The 22,633-nt window shown below is 38.9% G+C and carries 20 protein-coding genes and 1 riboswitch; of the genes, 1 reads left to right on the top strand and 19 read right to left on the bottom strand.

Annotated features, from left to right (window positions below; translation table 11 throughout):
- Nucleotides 1-5 precede the first annotated feature (5 nt).
- From ACLNCS_RS04745 to eno, 6 genes are all read right to left on the bottom strand, one after another.
- Nucleotides 6-437, bottom strand: coding sequence for an arginine repressor (locus tag ACLNCS_RS04745; protein WP_006148593.1), 432 nt, complete (start codon nt 435-437; stop codon nt 6-8).
- Nucleotides 430-1,245: a TlyA family RNA methyltransferase gene (locus tag ACLNCS_RS04740; protein ID WP_424847487.1), complete on the bottom strand. Its 816-nt coding sequence runs from the start codon at nt 1,243-1,245 to the stop codon at nt 430-432. Before ACLNCS_RS04740 ends, ACLNCS_RS04745 begins: the two co-directional genes overlap by 8 nt.
- A complete protein-coding gene (locus ACLNCS_RS04735) occupies nt 1,238-2,113 on the bottom strand; it encodes a polyprenyl synthetase family protein (protein ID WP_424847484.1) in 876 nt (291 codons plus the stop codon). The genes ACLNCS_RS04740 and ACLNCS_RS04735 overlap by 8 nt, the downstream gene beginning before the upstream one ends.
- Nucleotides 2,110-2,322, bottom strand: a complete 213-nt coding sequence (locus tag ACLNCS_RS04730) for an exodeoxyribonuclease VII small subunit (protein ID WP_004253516.1) — start codon at nt 2,320-2,322, stop codon at nt 2,110-2,112. The genes ACLNCS_RS04735 and ACLNCS_RS04730 overlap by 4 nt, the downstream gene beginning before the upstream one ends.
- Entirely contained in the window at nt 2,300-3,640 is a 1,341-nt protein-coding gene (gene xseA / locus ACLNCS_RS04725; RefSeq protein WP_424847482.1) for an exodeoxyribonuclease VII large subunit, read from the bottom strand. The genes ACLNCS_RS04730 and xseA overlap by 23 nt, the downstream gene beginning before the upstream one ends.
- Before the next feature lie 177 nt (nt 3,641-3,817).
- The gene (gene eno / locus ACLNCS_RS04720) at nt 3,818-5,122 is read right to left on the bottom strand and encodes a surface-displayed alpha-enolase (RefSeq protein ID WP_225750274.1); all 1,305 of its coding nucleotides are present in this window, start codon (nt 5,120-5,122) and stop codon (nt 3,818-3,820) included.
- Between the two features lie 163 nt (nt 5,123-5,285).
- On the opposite strand from eno, the gene ACLNCS_RS04715 reads away from it, so the two are divergent.
- Nucleotides 5,286-5,729: a DUF1694 domain-containing protein gene (locus tag ACLNCS_RS04715; RefSeq protein WP_004253510.1), complete on the top strand. Its 444-nt coding sequence runs from the start codon at nt 5,286-5,288 to the stop codon at nt 5,727-5,729.
- Nucleotides 5,730-5,731: 2 nt separating this feature from the next.
- Here the strand turns inward: ACLNCS_RS04715 and ACLNCS_RS04710 are convergent, their stop codons facing one another.
- The 13 genes from ACLNCS_RS04710 to leuD all read right to left on the bottom strand — a co-directional run bounded on the left by ACLNCS_RS04710 (nt 5,732) and on the right by leuD (nt 22,633).
- A complete protein-coding gene (locus ACLNCS_RS04710) occupies nt 5,732-6,841 on the bottom strand; it encodes a glycerate kinase (RefSeq protein WP_424847479.1) in 1,110 nt (369 codons plus the stop codon).
- Nucleotides 6,842-6,859: 18 nt separating this feature from the next.
- Entirely contained in the window at nt 6,860-7,501 is a 642-nt protein-coding gene (serB, locus tag ACLNCS_RS04705) for a phosphoserine phosphatase SerB (RefSeq protein ID WP_424847477.1), read from the bottom strand.
- A gap of 61 nt (nt 7,502-7,562) precedes the next feature.
- Nucleotides 7,563-8,996 (bottom strand): glycogen synthase GlgA, encoded by a 1,434-nt coding sequence (gene glgA, locus ACLNCS_RS04700; protein ID WP_424847475.1) that lies wholly within the window; start codon nt 8,994-8,996, stop codon nt 7,563-7,565.
- Nucleotides 8,993-10,132: a glucose-1-phosphate adenylyltransferase subunit GlgD gene (gene glgD / locus ACLNCS_RS04695; RefSeq protein WP_004253504.1), complete on the bottom strand. Its 1,140-nt coding sequence runs from the start codon at nt 10,130-10,132 to the stop codon at nt 8,993-8,995. Before glgD ends, glgA begins: the two co-directional genes overlap by 4 nt.
- Entirely contained in the window at nt 10,122-11,264 is a 1,143-nt protein-coding gene (locus tag ACLNCS_RS04690) for a glucose-1-phosphate adenylyltransferase (RefSeq protein ID WP_004253502.1), read from the bottom strand. Before ACLNCS_RS04690 ends, glgD begins: the two co-directional genes overlap by 11 nt.
- A complete protein-coding gene (gene glgB / locus ACLNCS_RS04685) occupies nt 11,254-13,182 on the bottom strand; it encodes a 1,4-alpha-glucan branching protein GlgB (RefSeq protein ID WP_424847472.1) in 1,929 nt (642 codons plus the stop codon). Before glgB ends, ACLNCS_RS04690 begins: the two co-directional genes overlap by 11 nt.
- Nucleotides 13,183-13,601: 419 nt before the next feature.
- Nucleotides 13,602-15,884, bottom strand: coding sequence for a type I pullulanase (gene pulA / locus ACLNCS_RS04680; RefSeq protein WP_424847470.1), 2,283 nt, complete (start codon nt 15,882-15,884; stop codon nt 13,602-13,604).
- Nucleotides 15,885-15,991: 107 nt separating this feature from the next.
- A complete protein-coding gene (ligA, locus tag ACLNCS_RS04675) occupies nt 15,992-17,950 on the bottom strand; it encodes an NAD-dependent DNA ligase LigA (protein WP_424847468.1) in 1,959 nt (652 codons plus the stop codon).
- 93 nt (nt 17,951-18,043) lie between these two features.
- Nucleotides 18,044-19,303 (bottom strand): nucleobase:cation symporter-2 family protein, encoded by a 1,260-nt coding sequence (locus ACLNCS_RS04670; protein ID WP_070677329.1) that lies wholly within the window; start codon nt 19,301-19,303, stop codon nt 18,044-18,046.
- Nucleotides 19,303-19,884: a xanthine phosphoribosyltransferase gene (locus ACLNCS_RS04665; protein WP_006151911.1), complete on the bottom strand. Its 582-nt coding sequence runs from the start codon at nt 19,882-19,884 to the stop codon at nt 19,303-19,305. The genes ACLNCS_RS04670 and ACLNCS_RS04665 overlap by 1 nt, the downstream gene beginning before the upstream one ends.
- Nucleotides 19,885-19,960: 76 nt before the next feature.
- A riboswitch (purine riboswitch) is annotated at nt 19,961-20,057 on the bottom strand.
- Nucleotides 20,050-21,033: a GMP reductase gene (gene guaC / locus ACLNCS_RS04660; RefSeq protein ID WP_070677326.1), complete on the bottom strand. Its 984-nt coding sequence runs from the start codon at nt 21,031-21,033 to the stop codon at nt 20,050-20,052. (Overlaps the previous riboswitch by 8 nt.)
- 199 nt (nt 21,034-21,232) lie before the next feature.
- The gene (locus ACLNCS_RS04655; RefSeq protein WP_424847465.1) at nt 21,233-22,012 is read right to left on the bottom strand and encodes an L-threonylcarbamoyladenylate synthase; all 780 of its coding nucleotides are present in this window, start codon (nt 22,010-22,012) and stop codon (nt 21,233-21,235) included.
- A 27-nt stretch (nt 22,013-22,039) separates the two neighbouring features.
- Nucleotides 22,040-22,633: a 3-isopropylmalate dehydratase small subunit gene (gene leuD, locus ACLNCS_RS04650; protein ID WP_070677321.1), complete on the bottom strand. Its 594-nt coding sequence runs from the start codon at nt 22,631-22,633 to the stop codon at nt 22,040-22,042.

Genomic DNA, 22,633 nt, shown 5'->3' with positions numbered 1-22,633 from the left:
AGGTCCTACCACTTTTTAACTTGTTCAACAATCTCTATAGCTGCTTCTTCAGTTCGCGCCACAATTAAAATTGAGTTATCATCTGCTAAACAGCTAAAAATCATATCTGAAAATGTTTGAGTCAATTGACTTTTTACAAAAATTGTATTCCCAGGAATGACATCTAAATTAATGAGATTCCCCATTCTTTCAAAACTTTCGATATTGTTCTCAGCTAACTGTAAACTTTTAACTACTGACTTTGGTAATTCATAGACATATGTATTGTCTTTCAAAGGAATTTTTACAATCCCTAATTCTTTGATATCACGTGAAACAGTTGCTTGAGTAGCAGAGATGCCTGCTTCTCTCAAGTGTTCAACGATTTCTTCTTGTGTGCCGATTTGATAGTCAGTCACAAATCTTCTAATCTTTTCAAGTCTTTCTTTTTTATTCATCTTTAAACTCTCTATGTGCTTTTTCTACTACTTTTTCTATTTCCGAAACTACTTGGTTGCTTGCATGTTCTTCTTTACGTAAATAAGCAAGAAACTCAATATTCCCGTGTCCACCTTGAATAGGAGAGAAATCCAATCCTAAGACTGAGAATCCTTCATCAACAGCCATTTTAGTAACTGATTCTAAAACATTTTGGTGAACTTTGGCATCTCTGATAATTCCATTTTTACCAATCTGTTCTCGGCCTGCCTCGAACTGTGGTTTTATGAGTGCAACAACTTCACCTTGGTCTTCCAAGATTCTATGTAGAGCCGGTAAAATGAGACTCAAAGAAATAAAACTCACATCGATGCTTGCGAAACTTGGCTCTTCTTCAAAATCAGTTTTTTCAGCATAGCGGAAGTTAAATTGCTCCATGCTGACAACACGTGAATCTTGGCGTAATTTCCAGGCTAGCTGATTGGTCCCAACATCAACGGCATAAACCAGTTTTGCACCATTTTGAAGCATGACATCCGTAAAGCCTCCTGTTGAAGCGCCGATATCAATGGTCGTATTGCCTTCAACTGATATATCAAATTTTTCTAAAGCCTTCTCAAGTTTCAGGCCGCCTCGACTAACATACTTGAGTTTCTCACCCTTGAGTTTTAATTCAGTATCATCAGGAATTTTTTCTCCTGGTTTATCAAAACGCTCACCATTAAGGACTGCAATCACTAATCCAGCCATTACGCCCCGCTTAGCCTGTTCTCTTGTTTCAAATAAACCTTGTTTGTAGGCAAGTACATCTACTCTTTCCTTAGGCATTGATTCTCAAACTTTCTACTATTTTTACAATTGGTTCTTTATCAAAGTCAACTAATTGGCTAATCACGTCTAACTTTTCATTAGCCTGATCCAAAGTTCGGTTACAAAAAACTTTTGCCTCATCCAATCCTAACAAAGCAGGATAGGTTGATTTCTCAGCTTGCAAATCTTTTTGTGGTGTTTTACCAATTTCCTCAAAACTAGCAGTAACATCAAGGATATCATCTCTCACTTGAAAAGCAAGCCCAATCAGCTCTCCAACTGTTTTCAACTGTTTTTGAAGATTTTCATCCAATCCTGCAATAACTCCTGCCGCTTGAAAAGGGAAGGCTAAGAGTTTACCCGTTTTATTAGCATGGATGGTCTGAAGTTCTTCTAGGTTTAAATGTTTACCTTCACCTTCCATATCCAAAACTTGGCCAGCGACCATCCCCATACTTCCAGAAGAAAGGGACAAAGAAGCTATTAAATCTACCTTAATTTCGTTTGGCAAGTCTGCTTGCGCTATCAAAGCATAAGGATCTAAAAAGAGGGCATCTCCTGCTAAAATTGCTAGTGCTTCACCAAACTTCTTATGGTTGGTTAAACGCCCACGACGAAAATCATCATCATCCATAGCCGGAAGATCATCATGAATTAAGCTTCCTGTGTGAATCATCTCAAGCGCTGCTGCAACCTGGGCATGAGCTATAGTGATTGGCACCTGCAAAGACTCCAAAACTTCTAAAAGCAGATAAGGACGAATCCTTTTACCACCTGCATGAATAGAATAGAGAACAGATTCTCTGAGATTAGCAGCTAATTGCTGGTCTCCATAAAACTCCTCAAGAGCTGACTCAACCAAAGCTAATTTTTCTTGCTTGTTCATAGAAGTTCGCTTTCTGTTCCATCTTCTTGCATGACTTTAACCAAGGTCTTTTCTGCTTTATCAAGTGTTGCTTGCAATTCTTTTGAAAGAACCATTCCTTTTTGAAATGCAGTAATAGCATCTTCTAAAGCAATTTCACCATTTTCTAAACTCTGAACAATAGTCTCAAGCTCTGCTAAATTATCTTCAAATTTCTTCTGTTTTGACATCTTTAACCTCTAAATCTACTTGACCATCTCGCATCATCAGCATCACCTGGTCATTTTTTTTCAAATCATTTGCAGAAGATACCACGGTATCCCCTTTTTTAACAATCGCATAACCCCTGGCTACGATACGACTCGTATCTAACATGACTAGAGCTTCTGACAAGCGTTTTACTTCAGCAACCTTAGCATCATAGATCACAGCCATCTGGCTACGCATTAATTTTTGTAACTGTTGAATACGGTCTTGGTAGCTCTGAATCTTGACATTTGGTGATAATTGCTCCAAACGGTGAATTTGAGCTTGAACCTTCTGTTGATTTCTAACTAACTCACCATTCAATCCCTGCTTCAATCGAAGTACTAACTGATCCAAGCGTTGCAGATATCCATCATATAAACGCTCTGGTTGCCTGAAGATGACTGATTGACTAAGCCCTCTCAAGGCTTCTTTTTTCTTTGATAAAGTATTTTGTACGGCAGTAGCCATTCGTTTCTCTTGATTTTTAAGGTAGGTCAGTAGATCTAACTTAGTCACAGGAGTAGCTAACTCTGCTGCAGCAGTTGGTGTTGCTGCTCTCTTGTCGGCAACAAAATCAGCCAAGGTTAAATCTGTTTCGTGGCCCACACTTGAAATAATCGGTAAACGAGATTCAAAGATAGAACGCACTACAATCTCTTCGTTAAAAGCCCAAAGATCCTCAATTGATCCACCACCACGACCAATGATCAGAACATCCAAGTCTTCTCGTTCATTAGCTCTAGCAATGTTACGGGCTATCTCCTCTGCTGCCCCTTCGCCTTGAACCTTGGTAGGATATAAAACAATCTCAACCCCTGGGAAACGTCTGCTAACGGTAGTAATAATATCTTGTATAACAGCACCACTACGACTAGTCACAACCCCGATGCGTTTTGCAAACTGAGGGATTGCTTGTTTAAAGCGTTCTTGAAAAAGGCCTTCTTCCGATAATTTCTTTTTTAATTGTTCGAACTGAATCGCAAGAGCCCCTACACCATCAGGCTCTGCCTTTTCAATGATGATAGAGTAGCTCCCACTTGGTTCATAGACTTGGACACGACCGATAACATTGATCTTCATCCCTTCTTCCAAATCAAAACCTAGTTTCTGATAAATACCTGACCAAATAGTCGCTTGTATTACAGCTCGATCATCTTTTAGAGAAAAATATTGATGAGTTGGACGCTTGCGAAAGTTAGAAACCTGACCAGTTAAATAGACCCTCTCCAAGTATGGGTCTTTATCGAATTTCATTTTCAGATACTTAGTCAAAGTTGTTACCGACAAATACTTTTCCATCTCAACCTCCTTCTTTCTCTAGTTTTTCCTGGGTATTATTATACCAAAAAAACGTTTAAAAATCTCTCTTTTCACCTCTAGAATACGAAAACAAGACTGGATTTCTTTGGGCTTGTCTGATAATATACAAAAGCCCTCGGAAAAATCCAAGGGCTTTAATTAGTTCACTGAACTAGATTATTTTTTCAAGTTGTAGAATGATTTCAATCCACGGTATTCAGCTACTTCACCAAGTTGATCTTCGATGCGAAGCAATTGGTTGTATTTAGCGATACGGTCTGTACGTGAAAGTGAACCAGTTTTGATTTGTCCTGCATTTGTTGCAACTGCGATGTCAGCGATTGTTGAATCTTCAGTTTCACCTGAACGGTGTGATACAACGGCAGTGTAACCAGCTTCTTTCGCCATTTCGATAGCGTCGAATGTTTCAGTAAGAGTACCGATTTGGTTAACTTTGATAAGGATTGAGTTAGCAGCACCTTCTTCGATACCACGTGAAAGGTAGTCAGTGTTTGTTACGAAGAAGTCGTCACCAACCAATTGAACTTTACCACCAAGACGTTCAGTAAGAGCTTTCCAACCGTCCCAGTCGTTTTCGTCCATACCATCTTCGATAGTGATGATTGGGTATTTGTTTACCAATTCTTCAAGGTAGTCGATTTGTTCAGCAGCAGTGCGGACAGCAGCTCCTTCACCTTCGAATTTAGTGTAGTCGTATACTTTGCGTTCTTTATCGTAGAATTCTGATGATGCACAGTCAAATCCGATAAATACGTCTTTACCTGGAACATAACCAGCAGCTTCGATAGCAGCAAGGATTGTTTCTACACCATCTTCAGTTCCGTCGAAACGAGGAGCGAATCCACCTTCGTCACCTACGGCAGTTTCCAAACCACGTGATTTAAGGATTTTCTTAAGTGCGTGGAAGATTTCAGCACCCCAACGAAGAGCTTCTTTGAATGTAGGTGCACCAGCAGGTACGATCATGAATTCTTGGAAAGCGATTGGAGCATCTGAGTGAGATCCACCATTGATGATGTTCATCATTGGAGTTGGAAGAACTTTAGTGTTGAATCCACCAAGGTAGCTGTAAAGTGGGATTTCAAGGTAGTCAGCAGCAGCGCGAGCTACAGCGATTGACACACCAAGGATTGCGTTTGCACCCAATTTACCTTTGTTAGGAGTACCGTCAAGAGCGATCATAGCACGGTCGATAGCTTGTTGGTCACGTACATCGTAGCCGATAATAGCTTCAGCAATGATGTTATTTACGTTGTCAACAGCTTTTTGTGTACCAAGACCACCGTAACGAGATTTGTCACCGTCGCGAAGTTCAACTGCTTCGTGTTCACCAGTAGAAGCTCCTGATGGAACCATACCACGTCCGAAAGCACCTGATTCAGTATAAACTTCTACTTCAAGTGTTGGGTTACCGCGTGAGTCTAGGACTTCGCGAGCGTAAACATCAGTAATAATTGACATTTTTTACTCTCCTTTGAGTTTAATTATTTTACACCTCTATGATACATCAAAAAGATACCTTTTTCAAGAAAAAACGTTATCTTTGTGCAAATTTTCCTTAAGTTTGTTAAGTAATCGCTTTCTTTCCTGCCTTATCTATAGACTTTTATGATATACTATATTTATGACTGATGTATCAAAACAAATATTAGAAAAAGCTCATGGCGGGCTTAAATTAAATCCCGACGAACAAAGACGTTTTCTTGGTACGTTTGAAGAACGTGTTCTTGGCTACGCTGAACTCGCTACTGCTAATGATGACAAATTTCAAAAAGGTTTTTTGACTATTTTGGAGACTTTAAAAAAAGGAACTGAACCTCTGTTTGTCAAGATTTCTCCTCAAGTTGAGTTTGAAAAACAAGTTTATTATTTAAAAAATGCTAAAGATTCTGATTGCCAAGCAACTATCGTTTCTGAAGATCATAACTCTTCTCCTTTCGGACTGGTTATCCATAGCGATGTTCCGGTTCAAACAAGTGAAAAAGACCTCAGAAAGGCCTTTTCAGACTTGTGGCAAGAGAAAGAGACGAAAGCTCCTACTTCTCTCTGGAAAAAATGGTTTGGTTAACTCTATCTCAAAGACATGATTTGTGCGATGCTTGCAGCTGTATTTTCTAGATAAACAGCTGCTTTTTTTAGACTGTCTGCTAACGGTTCGCTTTTTTCAAGTATGGAAAAAGCTGCGACTATGTTCTCAAATGGTAAGGGTGGTAAATCCTCTGATAAACTACCGCAAATAGCAAGAACTGGAACACCGTTTGGTGTTCTTTTTGCTACTCCAATTGGCGCCTTTCCAGCTAGACTTTGCGAGTCCAGTCTGCCTTCGCCAACGATAACTAGGTCTGCATCAGTAACTTTTTGATCGAAGTTTATCAAATCCAAACAAGTTTGAATACCAGATACAATCTCTGCTCCTGCGAAGGCACACAAGCCAGCGGCAATTCCACCACCTGCTCCTGCACCATCTAATTTTAATATTTTGGGTCCAACTTTACTATAGAAGTCTTTAATAGCAGCATCAACTTCTTTAAATTTAGATGGATCCAATCCCTTTTGTTTCCCAAATGTAATGGTAGCACCATAAGGTCCACAAAGCGGATTGGTCACATCTGCTAATATTTTTATATGTACATCAGAAGGAATTTGAATTACTCTTTCCTTCAAAATTTTCCTGATATCAAATAGTGATTGACCATTTACTTGAAGTACAATTCCGTTTTTGTCATAAAACTGGTAACCAAGTCCTGAAGCAATGCCAATTCCACCATCGTTACTTGCCGTACCACCGACACCAACGTAGATATCTTTGATTCCTTGTTCTATTAAATGCAAGATTAGTTGACCAATTCCCTTTGTTTGAATCTCTAGAGGATTACGTTTTTCAAAAGGAATTTTAGCAAGACCTACTAAATTTGCAACTTCAAATAGAGCTAATTCTCTTTTTTGAAAGTAAGACATCAAAACCTCATCACCAAAAGGTCCAGTTACCTGGACTCTTTTTTCTTCCAAACCTAGAGAACTTTTAATGGCGTCTACTGTTCCTTCACCTCCATCGCCAACAGGTAAAAGTAGACATGCGGCATCTGGTATCACCCTTTTAAATCCTCTTTTTATAGCTTCTGCTACTTCGTTTGCAGGAAGACTCTCTTTGAAAGAGTCCGGTGCGATAACAATTTTCATTTTGATTCCTCTTTCTATCTAAAGGAAGTCTATCATTTCCAAAACTTTCCCAAAATCTCTCTCATCTACCTGAAGATTTATTTCCTTTTTCACAATATCCTTGGCACAAAAGGCTATACCAAGTCCTGCACTTTTAAGCATTTTTAAGTCATTAGCTCCATCACCAATTGCAATCGTTTTATCAAAAGGCACTTCTAATTCTTCAGCCCACCTTATAAGTCTTTCTTCTTTAACTTTTCTGCTAATAATAGGGCCAATTAGATTTCCAGTTAAATGATCATCTCTGATTTCCAGTTGATTAGCAGTAAATAATGAAATCCCTAAATCTTTTGCTAATCTTTCTACAATAGTGGTAAATCCGCCTGATACTAAACCGACTTCTATCTGATTTTCTTGAAAAACTTTAATAAACCGGGCAGCATTTTTACTAAGGTGAAGTTCATGATAAATCTTATCAAAAACATTGATAGAAAGACCTTTAAGAAGAGAAACACGTCTTTTTAAACTTGCTTCAAAGTCTAATTCTCCTCTCATAGCTTGAGCTGTTAGCAGGGCTACTTCTTCTTCGCACTCTGCCTCTTTCCCTAATAAATCAATAACCTCTTCTTCTATCAGAGTTCCATCTACATCGAGCACACAGAGACCGTTGATTGTTTTCATTTATAATCCTTACTTTATTATCTCAAAAAATCGTATGAAAGCATCATACGATTTTATTTATTTAATTTGCTAAGCTGTGATACAAATCAAGGTAAGACTGACAAGCTGTATCCCAAGAGAAGTCACATTCCATAGCTTGGACTTGAAGTTTCTTCCAAACGTCAGGATGATTATAGTAAACATCCAAGGCTGTTTGAAGAGCCCAGTTAAGCCAGTATGACGTCAAGTTGTCAAAACTAAATCCTGTACCCGTTCCTTCAATTGGATTAAACGGTTGAACAGTATCTCTCAACCCGCCTACCTCATGAACAAGTGGTAATGTTCCATAACGCATAGCCATCATTTGAGAAAGTCCACAAGGTTCAAAACGACTTGGCATGAGGAAAATATCACAGGCTGCATAAATTTCCTGTGCTAGCTTGACATCAAAGGTAATATTGGCAGATAGTTTATCTGGGAATACTTGACCAAACCATGAGAAGGCTTGTTCAAAACCAGGATCACCTGTACCCAAGAGAACGATTTGAACATCTTCTTGAAGCATGCGATGCAAACCTTCAACGACGACATCAAAACCTTTCTGTCTTGTCAAACGCGACACAATACCAATCATTGGAACATCAGGACGAACTGGAAGACCAACTTTCTCCTGAAGTTTAGCTTTATTCTGAGCTTTTCCTGATAGGTCTGATTTATTAAAATGATAATCCAACAAAGGATCCGTTTCTGGATTATAAAGATCCGTATCGATTCCATTTACAATACCAGAAACCTTACCAGACTCCATTCGTAAAATCTGATCCAAGCCACATCCAAACTCTGTTGTCATGATTTCATAAGCATAGCTTGGCGATACAGTAGATACACGATCTGCATAGAGGATACCAGCCTTCATCCAGTTCAGGCAGTCATTCCAGCGAACTGTACCATCCGCATAGCGTTCAAATCCAACTCGGAACAAATCCCAAAGCATACCTTCAGAGAATTGACCTTGGAATTCCAAATTATGGATCGTTAAGACAGTCTTAATGTTTTGATAGGCTTGAATCCATCTGTATTTTTCCTTCAACAAGAAAGGAATCATAGCTGTATGATAATCATGAGCATGAAGAACATCTGGAATAAATCTAATGCGCTCCATAGCCTCCAGAGCTGCAAGTTGGAAGAAGGCAAAACGTTCACCATCATCGAAATCACCATACACATGACCACGGAAGAAATAATACTGGTTGTCAATAAAGTAGAAGGTAACACCATTTAAAACAGTCTTCTTAATGCCACAAAATTGTCTACGCCAACCAACGTATACTTCAAATTGAAGAACATCTTCAATTTGATCACCAAACTTGGATTCCACCATGTCATAGTATGGCAGGATAACAGCAACTTCATGACCAGCTTTAACTAATGATTTTGGAAGAGCCCCGATAACATCTCCCAAGCCACCTGTTTTAGAAAAAGGGGCTCCTTCGGCTGCTACAAATAAAATTTTCATGAAAGAATGTCCTCTGTTACTTTTTCACCTTTTTTGATGACAACAGGATTTTCTGCTGTACCACGAATAACAACTCCATCAGCTACTTCAGCACCCTTATCAATAATCGCATACTCAACTTGAGCACCTTCACCAATGACAACACGAGGGAAAACAATAGATTCTTTAACTAAGCTATCTTTATGAATTTGAACATTACGCGAAACAACTGAACGAACAACCTTACCTTCGACAATACTACCAGAAGCAAACTGCGAAGTATTTACTTCACAACCAGGTGCATAATAAGTTGGTTCTTCGTTTTTCACCTTTGTGTGAATCTTTTGATTTGGAGAGAATAAAGAGTAGAATTTATGCAGATCAAGCATATCAATATTGGCTTGGTAGTATGTTTCTACAGAATGAATATTAGCTAAGTAACCAGTATACTCATATGCAAAAGCGCCTGATTCCGCTGCTAAGTCACGTAGAACATAACGTAGTTTTTCTGGGTGTTCTTTCTGAGCTTCTTCTTCCAGACGTTCAATCAACCATTGAGTATCTACAACAAAGATATCCGTTGACATGTTGTAGTATTCTTGTTCAGCTTTTTTATCGAAGAGTTTGTGAGAGAGCACGTGGTCAGTTTCATCAATATCTAGGATAGCATTTACTTCTGAAATATCCTTTTTAGGTAGTTTCTTATAAACGACTGTGATAGGAGATTTTGTAGTATTATGCAAATGGAAGACCTGAGTAAGATCAATATTTACCAAAACGTCACAGTTCAAGGAAACCGTTTGGTTAGATCCAGAACGTTTTAAATAAGTCAAGAGTTGTTGATAATACTCTTTACCAACAGTACTGCTTTCCACACGAGTATTGTAGATTCCAAGATAGTAGTGGCTAAGAAGGGTATTCAAGCCCCATTCACGTCCTGAACGAATGTGGTCAAATACAGAGCTGATGTTATCTTGTTGGAAGATTCCAAAGACACTTCGAACACCAGCATTTGCTAAACTTGAGAGTGGGAAGTCAATCAAACGATACTTTCCTCCAAATGGCAAACTTGCCACTGGACGGTTACTTGTCAAGGTTGACATATCATGGAAACCAACGGTATTTCCTAAAATCGCTGAATATTTATCAATCTTCATCTGTTGCTACCCCCACTACTTCGTTATATCCGACTACTTGTACTTCTTCTGTACCATCAATTTCAACACCATCGGCAATAATTGCACCTTCACCGATGATTGCACGTGTAATTTTAGCACCTCTACCGATAACTGCTCCACTCATGATGACAGAATCAACAACTTCTGCTCCCTTACGAACTTGAGCAGCTGTAGAAAGAATGGAATGTTTTACAGTACCATTCACGTAACATCCATCTACTACTAGAGAGTCTTCTACTTGAGCAAATTCTCCAAGGTAGTTTGGTGGAGCGATAAGGTTACGAGAATAAATTTTCCATTGACGATTTCGGCTATCTAGAGCATTTTCTGGAGAGATGTATTCCATATTTGCTTCCCAAAGAGATTCGATTGTACCAACATCCTTCCAGTATCCATTAAATTCATAAGCATAGACACTTTCACCTGTCTCAAGATAATTTGGAATAACATTCTTTCCGAAATCAGACATATCTAGGTTAGCCTTTTCAGCAGCAACTAGCATGTTGCGAAGTCGTTTCCAGTCAAAGATATAAATCCCCATTGATGCCTTGGTTGATTTTGGTTGGGCAGGTTTTTCTTCGAATTCAACAATGCGATTATTAGCATCTGTATTCATGATACCGAAACGACTAGCTTCTTTTAGTGGTACATCCAAGACAGCTACTGTCAAGCTGGCATTGTTATCCTTGTGTGATTGGAGCATATCATCATAGTCCATCTTGTAGATATGGTCTCCTGAAAGAATCAAAACATACTCAGGATTAATGCTATCGATATAGTCAATATTTTGGTAAATCGCATGACTTGTACCTTCAAACCAACGATTTCCTTCACTTGCAGAGTAAGGTTGAAGGATAGAAACACCTGAATCAATTACATCAAGACCCCAACTAGAACCATTACCAATGTGACTGTTGAGAGCTAGTGGTTGATACTGTGTAATAACCCCAACATTATGGATACCAGAGTTGGCACAGTTAGAAAGAGCAAAGTCAATGATACGATAGCGCCCACCAAATTGCACAGCAGGTTTTGCAATGCTTTGAGTGAGTTTACCGAGACGAGTTCCTTGCCCACCGGCAAGGATTAAAGCTAGCATTTCATTCTTCATTTTCTACTCCTTTTTGAGATTTATTTGATTCTTTTTTAACAGGTTTCAAGCGACGTTTGATTTTCCAGATACTTGCCCCCAAAGCTGGCAAGGTAAAGGTCAAAGACTGCTCATAATCCTTCCATAATCCTTCTTGAGTTTGAACAGTTTGATTGTGTTCTTTCCAAACACCTCCCCATTGTTCCAACTCTGTATTCCAAATTTCTTCATACACACCTGCAACTGGTAGTCCAATTGTGAAATCAGGACGTTCGACTGGTGCCATATTAAAGACACAGACTAGCATCTCACCTTTCTTTCCTTTACGAATAAAGGAAAGAACACTCTGATCTCTATTATCTGCATCGATAATTTCAATTCCATCATAGCTTGTATCAATTTCCCAAAGACAACGGTGGTCCTTATAAAGTTGATTCAACTGAGATGTGAAGGATTTCATCTTGGCATTCATTGGATCTTCAAGGTTTGACCATTCTAATTGCTCTTCTGATTTCCACTCTAAGAATTGACCGAATTCGCTACCCATAAAGAGTAATTTCTTACCAGGGTGACAAATTTGATAAGTATAAAGATTTCTAAGGCCTGCAAATTGATTATAACGATCCCCCCACATCTTATGCATCATACTCTTCTTACCATGTACAACCTCATCATGTGAGAATGGTAGGAGATAATTTTCATTAAAGACATACATAAAACTGAAGGTTACTAGGTTAAAATCATACTTGCGGTAAATTGGATCTTCTTCGTAGAAACGTAAGATATCATTCATCCAGCCCATGTTCCACTTGTAGTCAAATCCAAGACCACCTATCTCTTTCGGACCTGTTATTTTAGTTGCCGAAGAGCTTTCTTCTGCAATCATCATGACATCAGGGTGAGCTAGCTTAATAACAGTATTTAAACGCTGAAGGAAATAATAGCCTTCGTAGTTAAGATTTCCACCGTCTTTATTTGGTGTCCAAGGTGCATTATCATAATCAAGATAAAGGATATTACTTACGGCATCAACACGGATACCATCTAAATGATAAAAATCAATCCAGAACTTAATGCTAGAAATTAGGAAAGACTGTACTTCGTTTTTCCCTAAGTCGAAGTTTAATGCCCCCCAACCATAGTTATGAGCTTTGTTATGGTCTTGATATTCAAAAGTCGGAGTTCCATCATAGTAGGCTAAGGCATCGTCATTGATTGTGAAGTGACCTGGAACCCAGTCCACGATAACACCGATATTGTTTAAGTGACACTCCTCAACAAAGTCTTGAAACTCTTCTGGTCTTCCGTAAGAATGTTCTAAACCGAAATATCCCATCAGTTGATAGCCCCAACTCAAACCTAGCGGGTGAGCCATCAAAGGCATAAACTCAATATGAGTGTAGTTCATTTCAACTAAGTAAGGGATCAACTCTTCTTTTAATTGAGCAAAACTATATGGAGTTCCATCTGGATTTCGTTTCCACGAACCAGCGTGTGCTTCGTAAATATTAACTGGCCTTTCGAAGAATCCCAAGCGTTTTCTTCGAGCTAGCCAAAGCCCATCTTTCCATTTTTTCTCAGGAATTTCTGTTAGAACAGCGCCTGTCCCAGGACGAGCCTCATAGCGTACAGCTAGAGGATCAATCTTCATCAACTGATGTCCATTAGCGCGAGTAATGTTGTACTTATAAATCTGTCCTTCCTGTGCCAAAGTTGTAAAAACTTCCCATACTCCAGATTCATTTCGAACCATGGGGATTTGATTTTCAACCCAATTAGTGAAATCACCAACTAGATGAACCGCCTGCGCATTTGGAGCCCAAACGCGGAATGTGTAACCATATTCCCCATCTCTCTCCTCACGATGTGCGCCCAAATAGTGTTGAAGATGGAAATTTTCGCCAGTTGTAAAAGTTCTTAAAGCTTCTAATTTATCCATAAATCCCCCTTTATATTGTAAGCGTTTTCTATATTTCTATTATACTATCTTTTTAGAAAAGTTTCAACCAATTTTCGAATTATCATAAATATTTTTTAGAAAATCTACAGATTATTATCTTGACATTTCTAAAAGTTTCAGTATTATCGATGTTTTTACATGATTTAAACTTCCATACATCAAATCACTTACAATATTTTCACCAATCTTTATTTTATAAAACAGACGCTTTAAAAACCTAACATTATTTTCAAATAATTTTCATTTTGTTCGGATAAAGTATCTTGAGTACAATTTTATCAAATTTTCTGAAATTTTCAACTATTTATTGTACTTTTCCATATTTTTTATTATTAGGATAAATTATAGATAACCACAACAAAAAAACTCAAGATTATATCTTGAGTTTCATTTAGAATTTATGATAAAACGTTCATAACTGATACACTTACGTTATCGAGAGTATTTTCTTGACCTGAACGACTGTTTGTTATGCGCATTTCAAGGTTACCAGCATTTTCATAATAGTAAGATTCCCCTTTTGCATTAAAGATAACTAAGAAATGCTCATCATCTCCTTGAATCTCATAAACAATCCACCCACTATTTTCAATGGCTGTATGGACAAAGACATGACGATAAACTTCCTCATATGTAGGGTATGAAAAGGCACTAGTCTTTGTTTTAAGACCTATTATCTGACGAATAAATTCAATGCTATCCTGACGTTCATGAATCAAGTCCCAGTTTACCTGGTTAACTGAGTCTGGAGCATTGTAACTGTTCATAGCACGTTCGCGATCATCATGAGTCAACTCACCGTTTTCACCTGTAGGAACTAGCTTGGTACGTCCAAACTCTTGGCCGAGTTCCATAAAGGAAATACCTTGCATCAGGAGGTTCATAGCAGTTGCTGTTTCTACCTTTTTCATGATACTTGCTTGGTCTTCTGTTGGATGGAGTGTCGCTAACAAATCATGCAAGTTATAATTATCGTGGGCTTCTACATAGTTGACAACCTGATTAGGGCTTAGATATGAGCCTAGTTCACGACTTCCAAGGATTGCTTTGGCAACAATTGGTTCAGTGGCAGCACCACTTACGAAGCCTGATTTGATATCACCATAAACTTCAGCACCCTTAATCGCATTACGTTGATCATCATTGAAGAAGCCAATATTAGGTAACTGATAGGCATTGTCTTTCTTAGCTTTATCATAAGGAGCAAGACCAGTTCCCATATCCCACCCTTCTCCATAAAGGATGATTTTAGGATCGACTTCATCCATAGCCCAACGAATCATTTGCATCGTTTTAACGTCATGAATTCCCATCAAGTCAAAGCGGAAACCATCAATATTAAATTCATTTACCCAATAAAGAAGGGAATCAATCATGTACTTACGGAACATTTCGTGCTCACTAGCAGTCTCATTTCCTACACCAGTACCATTTTGATAACTTCCATCGCGGTTCATTCGGTAATAATAGTCTGGAACGGTTGTTTGGAATGGGGCATCAACAGTTGAAAACGTATGGTTGTATACCACATCCATGATAACGCCGATTCCAGCATCATGATAAGCTTGAATCATCGTCTTCAAATCGCGGATAACTTGACCTGGATCATTTGGATTCGTAGACATGCTGGTTTCTGGTGCATTGTAGTTTTGTGGATCGTAACCCCAGTTGTAGGTCACATTTCCATCTGCATCATACTCTTTGTGACGATCAGCAATTGGTTGCAGTTGAACATAGTTAACACCAAGTTCCTTGATGTAGTCAAATGCAGTAGACTGACCGAAGTGATTGACTGTTCCAGTCTGGGCAGCACCCAAGAATGTTCCTCTTAATTCTGGAGCAACACCAGAAGTTTCAGACTTGGTCAAGTCACGAATATGCATTTCGTAAACAACCGCTTGACAAGAATTTTCCAATCGCCAAGTTGCTTCCGTTCCATTCTTAACCTCAAAACCTTCAACTTGACGTTCTTTCTCTGAAAGAATCGCTGAACGTTTACCATCTGGACTTGTAGCAATGGTATATGGATCACGTGTCAATGATTGATGATGTGGAAAATTAATCTGATATTGATAGGCACGACCAGCAAGACTTTCAGGAACTGTCAAATTCCAAACGCCAATTGTATTATCCTTGTGACTATATGAATAACTGTTACCACGTTGCATTTCATAAGTATTTAGGATAGCCGCATCATTACTTGCTGATTCATAAACTACAACTTGTACAGTTGCTGCTGTTGGTGACCAAAGTTTAAAGCTTGTTTCTTCTTCGGAAACCTGGCATCCCAACTCTCCTTGGTAACCCCAGTGGTGATCAAAACTAGCACTGTTAATCGCTTTATCAAAAGCAAATGGATTTTGATCTTTATAGTGTGGACTTGCAATGGCTGGGTTTTCAGAATAATAAACGGTGGCATCTCCATCTAAAATCCAAACTTCTGTTAGGAGTGGATAATGATTGAATCGGATAGGATATTCTTTGCTTACTCCATCTTTATCAACTGTAAACACCATTTGTTCAAGAGGTGTTTCACTTGATTGGGTAAATGAAAACTTATCTCCAAAGTATTCTTGCTCTTTAACAAATTCTACTGAATCAGCTGGCCATTTACTAAAGTTGCAACTCTGATATGCTTCATCCTTACGATGATAATGAATAAGTACAGGATAATTGTACATAGTTCTCCCTAATTTCTAATTGCTAAATTTATATAGTAACATTTCTTGATTAACTTATTCGAATAGAACCAAGAAATGATAGCTGATTATTCTAAACTGTGTATACCTTACAAACTCTCAAGCCAAGCTTCATCACGAATCTCAATTCCCAACTCTTGTGCTTTTTGGAGTTTGCTGCCTGCATCTACTCCTGCCACAACAAGGTCTGTTTTTTTTGAGACACTACCAGTAACCTTGGCTCCAAGACTTTCTAGTTTATTTTTAGCTTCTGAGCGGTTTAAACGCTCCAGCTTACCTGTCAATACGACAGTTAGACCTGATAAGGCAGCATCTGCTGCAACGACCTGTCCTTTATAGTCTAGATTAACACCTGATTCTTTTAATTCTCTTAAAAGAATTTTAGAACCTTCTGTAGCAAAATAAGTCTGTAGACTTTGAGCAATAACACTTCCGAGACTTTCGATGCTTGCTACTTCTTCAGGATTTGCTTGAGCAAGTGACTCGATTGAATGGAAATGTTGTAAGAGTAACTGACTTGCCTTGCTTCCAACATGACGAATCCCTAAACCAAACAAAAGTTTTTCAGCAGAATTTTCTTTAGAAGCTTGAATAGCCTGATAAAGCTTTTGAGCTGATTTCTCCTTGATGCCGTCTAACAAGAGAAAATCTTCAACTGTCAAACGATATATATCTGCAACATCTTTAACTAAATTGGCGGCAAATAATTTTTCTACGATTGATGGACCAAGGCCAGAAATATTCATGGCGTCACGGGATGCAAAGTGAATCAACCCTTCCTTAATCTGAGCAGGACATCGAGGATTGATACAACGAAGAGCAACCTCATCTTCAAAGTGTAACAGCTTGCTCTCACAACTTGGACAATTTGTTGGAATGTCGAGTTTTTCTTCAGATATACGCTTGGATTCTACTACACGTAAAACAGCTGGAATGATATCCCCTGCCTTATAAACAATCACTGTATCATCCTTGCGGATATCCTTTTCAGCGATATAGTCTACATTATGAAGCGTTGCACGACTAACTGTTGTACCTGCCAATTTCACCGGAGTAAGATTAGCAGTCGGAGTTACGACACCAGTTCTTCCTACTGTCCAGTCAACAGAAAGCAATTTTGCTTCTTTTTCTTCTGCAGGGAACTTATAAGCGACTGCCCACTTAGGCGCTTTAACTGTAAAACCAAGTTGCTCTTGACCAGCTAGGTCGTTGACCTTAATAACAACACCATCAATATCATAAGGCAACTGATCTCTTTCTTGACCAATTTCTTGGATAAACTGCCATACCTCATCCATGCTGTGCGCTAATAGTCGTCTAGGGTTAACCACAAAGCCTAACTGTTCCAGATGATTTAAAACCTTCTCTTGGCTGTCTCTAGTTGAAGGACTTGCTTCCTGATAGAGGAAAGTTGCAAGATTACGCTTAGCTACTACTCCAGTGTCTAACTGGCGAAGGGTTCCTGCAGCTGCATTTCGTGGATTAGCAAACTCCGACTCCCCATTTTCTTGACGAGCAAGATTGACTTGATTGAAAGAAGCTCTTGGCATATAACATTCACCACGAACAGTGATATCTAATTTCTCTGTTAAGGATAAAGGAATGTCCTTGACACGTTTGAGATTTTCTGTGATATTCTCACCGACAGAACCATCACCACGAGTCGCTCCAGCAACAAAAATTCCTTGCTCATAAGTCAAGGAAATCGATAAACCATCAATTTTCAACTCACAGATATAAGTAACGTCATCCAATTCTTTACGAACACGCGCATCAAAGGCATCGAGCTCTTCACGAGAAAAAGCATCCTGCAAACTATAGAGAGGATACTGATGACTATATTTTTCAAAACCATCTAGAATCTTACCGCCAACACGGTGGGTTGGACTATCTGGCAAGACTTGCTCTGGGTGAGCTTTTTCTAACTCTACCAGTTCACGATAGAGACGATCATACTCACTATCAGATACAGATGGGTTATCACTTGTATAATACTCTGTCGCATAGCGATTGAGCAACTCAACGAGCTCTTTCATTCTTTCATTCATAGAACCATTTTACCATAAAAAGGACTATAGAAACAATACAGAAGCTCTAAAAAAACAAAATGAGAAGGATATTTCTATCCTTCTCATTTATTTTTATTTTTTACGATTCAAAATAGCGTTCAAAATGATGGCCACTGTACTTGCAATGACGATACCATTTGAGAAGAACATTTGTAATTCTGTTGGTAGAGTATTGAAGAGGTTGCTTCCGTTTAATCCAACCCCAGCAGCAATAGAAATTGCTGCAATGAGGAAATTGTGTTCATTATGTTCGAAATCCACACGTGCCAAGATTTGCATCCCTTGTAGAGAAACAAAACCAAACATGACGAGCATGGCTCCACCAAGAACTGGACTTGGGATAATCTGTGCCAAGGCACCAAACTTAGGCAAGAGACCAAGTAAGATGAGGAAACCACCAGCGTAGTAAATCGGTAAACGGGTACGAATACCTGAAAGTTTCACCAAACCTACGTTTTGTGAAAATCCTGTATAAGGGAAGGTATTGAAAAGTCCACCAAGTAAAACAGCAAGACCTTCAGCACGATAACCATTACGGAGACGAGTGCTATCGATTGGATCTTTAGTAATATCAGAAAGGGCAAGATATACACCAGTTGATTCTACCATTGATACAGTAGCGATAATACACATCATTACAATAGAAGAAATCTCAAATTGTGGAGCACCAAAGTAGAATGGAGTTGGGATATGAACAAGTGGAGCTTCTGCTACTGGAGAGAAATCAACCAAGCCCATAGTCGCAGCGATGATAGTACCTGCAATCAAACCAATCAAAATAGAAATTGACTTAATAAAACCTTTTGTAAAGATATTAACCAAGAGAATGATAAGAATAGTGATTGTTGCTAATGCTAGACTTTGTCCCGTTGGTTTTTCGACGTTATTTCCCATATTTCCGATAGCTACTGGAATCAAGGTTAATCCGATTGTTGTAATGACAGAACCTGTTACGATTGAAGGGAACAGATTAGCAATCTTAGAAAATACACCTGCTACAAGAACGACATAAATACCAGAAGCAATCAAGGCACCAAACATAGCACCACTACCGTGACTTTGTCCAATCATAATAAGTGGAGCAACAGACTGAAAGGCCACACCCAGAACAACCGGTAAACCGACACCGAAATATTTATTTAATTGTAACTGCAATAGAGTTGCAACACCACACATAAAGATATCTGTAGAGATAAGGTATGTCAGTTGTTGAGGTGAGTAACCTAGGGCACCTGCAATCATGATTGGTACCAGGATTGAACCTGAGTACATAGCAAGTAAGTGTTGCAAGCCCAATACGGCCGCTTTTGAGTGGTTTTCTTTTTGATTCATTAGATTTCTGCCTCCTTGAAGATAACTCTTCCATTTTCAAAACGCTCTAAACGAGCAAGTGATACTACCTGATGACCTGATTTTTCTAACAGTTCACGACCATCTTGGAATGATTTTTCAATTACAATCCCGACGGCCTCGACTGTAGCACCAGCTTGTTCGATAATCTGAATCAAACCTTTAGCTGCTTGACCATTAGCCAAGAAATCATCAATAATTAATACTTTATCTCCTGGAGATAAGAACTTCCCTGCAATGGATACGGTACTAGTAACTTGCTTAGTGAAAGAATAAACCTCAGCAGTCAAAATTCCTTCATTCATGGTAATATTTTTTGCCTTCTTAGCAAAAATCATAGGTACATCTAATTGTTCTGCAACATATAGAGCTGGAGCAATTCCAGATGCTTCAATGGTTACGACTTTGGTAATACCTGCATTTTTAAAATATTCTGCAAAGGTGCGGCCAATCTCGCGCATTAACTTATAATCAACTTGGTGAGTTAAGAAAGAATCCACCTTAAGAATATTCTCACCTAGAATATTCCCATCTTTTAAAATACGTTCCTCTAGTAATTTCACAATAACCTCCGAAATAAAAAGGGACTTACATAGTAAGCCCCTTAGAAAGATTGAAACAGATATTCCTGCTTCTTTAATCTCTCTTCGACTTACTCATTGTTAGGTATTTACGGTACCTTGTAGAAACGCCACGCCAATTCGCGACATAAATAAGTAATCATATTTTTAGTGAGCATCTCCATTCCAGATAGAGTTCTTGACAATCACATAATCCACATGTCTAAGATCAGCTACCTTTCGACCTCCAGCATAAGAAATCGAACTTTGCAAATCTTGTTCCATTTCAGTTAGGGTATCTTGTAAATGTCCTTTGGCAGGAAGAAGAATTTTCTTACCTTCGACATTCTTATAGGCACCTTTTTGGTATTCTGAAGCGGAACCATAGTATTCTTTAAATTGTTTCCCATCGACTTCGACAGTTTTACCAGGGCTTTCGATATGGCCTGCAAATAAAGAACCAATCATAACCATACTTGCACCAAAGCGGATTGACTTGGCAATATCTCCGTGTGTACGGATACCACCATCGGCAATAATCGGTTTACGCGCAGCCTTAGCACACCAGCGAAGAGCTGCTAACTGCCAACCACCAGTACCAAAACCAGTTTTAACCTTAGTAATACATACTTTACCTGGACCGATCCCGACCTTAGTAGCGTCTGCTCCAGCATTTTCAAGTTCACGAACTGCCTCGGGAGTACCAACGTTACCGGCGATGACAAAGGTATCTGGCAATTCTTTCTTAATGTGCTGAATCATTGAAATCACGCTGTCGGCATGTCCATGAGCAATATCAATAGTGATGTACTCTGGAGCATCTTCCTTTAATTGACTAACAAAATCATATTCGTAATCTTTAACACCAACAGAGATAGATGCAATCAACCCTTTTTCATGCATGCGTTTCACAAAAGGAATGCGTCCAGCTTCATCGAAGCGATGCATGATATAGAAATAACCACCTTTTGCAAGTTGTTCTGCAACATCTTCATCCAAGATAGTTTGCATATTAGAAGGAACAACTGGTAATTTAAAGGTGTGCTTCCCTAGTGTTACTTGTGTGTCAGCTTCTGCACGACTTTTAAGAACACACTTATTAGGAATTAGCTGAATATCTTCATAGTCAAAAATCGGAAATTCGTTTAACATTTCGATGTCTCGTTTCTTTTATAATGACCTACCTATGCTTTCGCATCACTACGTCTTTTCCGACGTTTCCTTTAAAGATTATAAACTAAGGTAAAGTTTTTGTCAAACATTTTGAAACATTAAAATTATTATGTTCGGATTTTACTCGTTATTTCACAAAAAATAGAGAGTTTATAGACTCTCTAATTTATGTTTAGTCTTAATAATACTCCCCTTGACGGTAGTCCCATGAGTTAAAGGTTTCTGACAGATGCATCATGATTTTATCGATGTCAAGTCCTTTACGAATCACAACTGGTGCTGGTGAAGTTGAACATGCTCCACCTTGTTCTGGAATGAGCTTGCCGTCTTTATCAACCATAGACACCATCACACCTTGCTCGTAGCGAGTTTCAACTGTTTTGTCTGGCTGGATTGAAGCAACATAGTCGTCTGCTTCGATGACAAGATCCACTGCTCCTTCGATACGCTCCCCAATTCCTTCCACTTTACCACGATTTCCTTTTCCAGAAGGGTTTGCAGATGAAGCGTAGACCATTTTCCCTTCTTCCCAAAGTTTGGCAGCTAATTGTTCACCAGCTTTACCAAACTTGATGACAAAACAGCTAGTACCACGAACGTCTGTCATGAGTTCTTCACGTCCATCACCGTATGCTTTCAATTTTTCAAAAGCTTCTGGTTTCCAAGGAAGAATACAACCAAGGAGAATATCTTCGTCCCAATGTTTTTGATAGAAAGCTTCGATTTCAGGATTTAGCTGTGCTAAAGCGCATAGCTCGTCCATGCTACCACAGAGGACAACACCTGGTTTGTTACGGTTACGTTCTTTGGCTTCAAACTTACGCTCAAGTCCAGCCTTGTCACTAGTCATGATAATGTAACCGACTTTAGTAGGACAAACGATACATCCGCCCTCACCTTTTAAAATGTCGTAGCCTTCTTGTGAAAGTGTTCCGTCCCATTGAATGTGTTTTGTCATAGTTCTATTTCCTTTTCTATATTTTTTCTAATCCTGCCAGTAGGCTGGGCGTTGTTTTTCATAAGCAGCAATTAAATCTTCGTACTGCATGGTAATACCGATATCATCCAAACCATTTAAGAGCTTGTGTTTCCATTCGTTATCAATTTCGAAAGTGAATTCCCCAACTGGTGAGATGATTGTTTGTTGTTCCAAGTCAACCGTCACTTGATCAGTTGGTTGGAGCTGGGCGAGTTTTTCTCTAACTTCCCTTGGTTGAACAATTGGCAACATGCCATTATTGAGTTCATTATTGTAATGAATGTCACCGAAAGATCCTGCAATTACGACCTTAAAACCATAATCTGCTAATGCCCAAGCTGCGTGCTCCCTCGAAGAACCAGCCCCGAAGTTATCTCCCGTGATAAGGATAGTAGCCTTACGGTAGTCTGGCCGATTAAAGACAAAATCTGGATCCTCAGTGTAGTTATCATCCAGATAACGCCAAGCATACATGAGGTACTTACCAAAGCCTTTCTTGTCAATCAACTTCAGAAACTGTTTGGGAAGAATTTGGTCGGTGTCGATGTTATCATTCATGAGAGGAACGGTTGTTCCTGTATAAACTGTAAATTTCTCCAT

The organism is Streptococcus sp. CL9.43, assembly GCF_049737935.1.
GTDB lineage: Bacteria > Bacillota > Bacilli > Lactobacillales > Streptococcaceae > Streptococcus > Streptococcus infantis_I.
The sequence above is the reverse complement of the archived record's forward strand: the minus strand, read 5'-3'. Positions and strand labels throughout refer to the sequence as shown.

Bases quoted from the DNA above. Each gene is read 5' to 3' on its own strand.
- glgB (WP_424847472.1), bottom strand. From the start codon at position 13,182: ATGGATAAATTAGAAGCTTTAAGAACTTTTACAACTGGCGAAAATTTC.
- serB (WP_424847477.1), bottom strand. From the start codon at position 7,501: ATGAAAACAATCAACGGTCTCTGTGTGCTCGATGTAGATGGAACTCTG.
- ACLNCS_RS04710 (WP_424847479.1), bottom strand. From the start codon at position 6,841: ATGAAAATTGTTATCGCACCGGACTCTTTCAAAGAGAGTCTTCCTGCA.
- leuD (WP_070677321.1), bottom strand. From the start codon at position 22,633: ATGGAGAAATTTACAGTTTATACAGGAACAACCGTTCCTCTCATGAAT.
- ACLNCS_RS04745 (WP_006148593.1), bottom strand. From the start codon at position 437: ATGAATAAAAAAGAAAGACTTGAAAAGATTAGAAGATTTGTGACTGAC.
- ligA (WP_424847468.1), bottom strand. From the start codon at position 17,950: ATGAATGAAAGAATGAAAGAGCTCGTTGAGTTGCTCAATCGCTATGCG.
- guaC (WP_070677326.1), bottom strand. From the start codon at position 21,033: ATGTTAAACGAATTTCCGATTTTTGACTATGAAGATATTCAGCTAATT.
- glgD (WP_004253504.1), bottom strand. From the start codon at position 10,132: ATGAAGATTGATAAATATTCAGCGATTTTAGGAAATACCGTTGGTTTC.
- ACLNCS_RS04670 (WP_070677329.1), bottom strand. From the start codon at position 19,303: ATGAATCAAAAAGAAAACCACTCAAAAGCGGCCGTATTGGGCTTGCAA.
- glgA (WP_424847475.1), bottom strand. From the start codon at position 8,996: ATGAAAATTTTATTTGTAGCAGCCGAAGGAGCCCCTTTTTCTAAAACA.
- ACLNCS_RS04715 (WP_004253510.1), top strand. From the start codon at position 5,286: ATGACTGATGTATCAAAACAAATATTAGAAAAAGCTCATGGCGGGCTT.
- pulA (WP_424847470.1), bottom strand. From the start codon at position 15,884: ATGTACAATTATCCTGTACTTATTCATTATCATCGTAAGGATGAAGCA.
- ACLNCS_RS04690 (WP_004253502.1), bottom strand. From the start codon at position 11,264: ATGAAGAATGAAATGCTAGCTTTAATCCTTGCCGGTGGGCAAGGAACT.
- ACLNCS_RS04655 (WP_424847465.1), bottom strand. From the start codon at position 22,012: ATGACAAAACACATTCAATGGGACGGAACACTTTCACAAGAAGGCTAC.
- eno (WP_225750274.1), bottom strand. From the start codon at position 5,122: ATGTCAATTATTACTGATGTTTACGCTCGCGAAGTCCTAGACTCACGC.
- xseA (WP_424847482.1), bottom strand. From the start codon at position 3,640: ATGGAAAAGTATTTGTCGGTAACAACTTTGACTAAGTATCTGAAAATG.
- ACLNCS_RS04735 (WP_424847484.1), bottom strand. From the start codon at position 2,113: ATGAACAAGCAAGAAAAATTAGCTTTGGTTGAGTCAGCTCTTGAGGAG.
- ACLNCS_RS04730 (WP_004253516.1), bottom strand. From the start codon at position 2,322: ATGTCAAAACAGAAGAAATTTGAAGATAATTTAGCAGAGCTTGAGACT.
- ACLNCS_RS04740 (WP_424847487.1), bottom strand. From the start codon at position 1,245: ATGCCTAAGGAAAGAGTAGATGTACTTGCCTACAAACAAGGTTTATTT.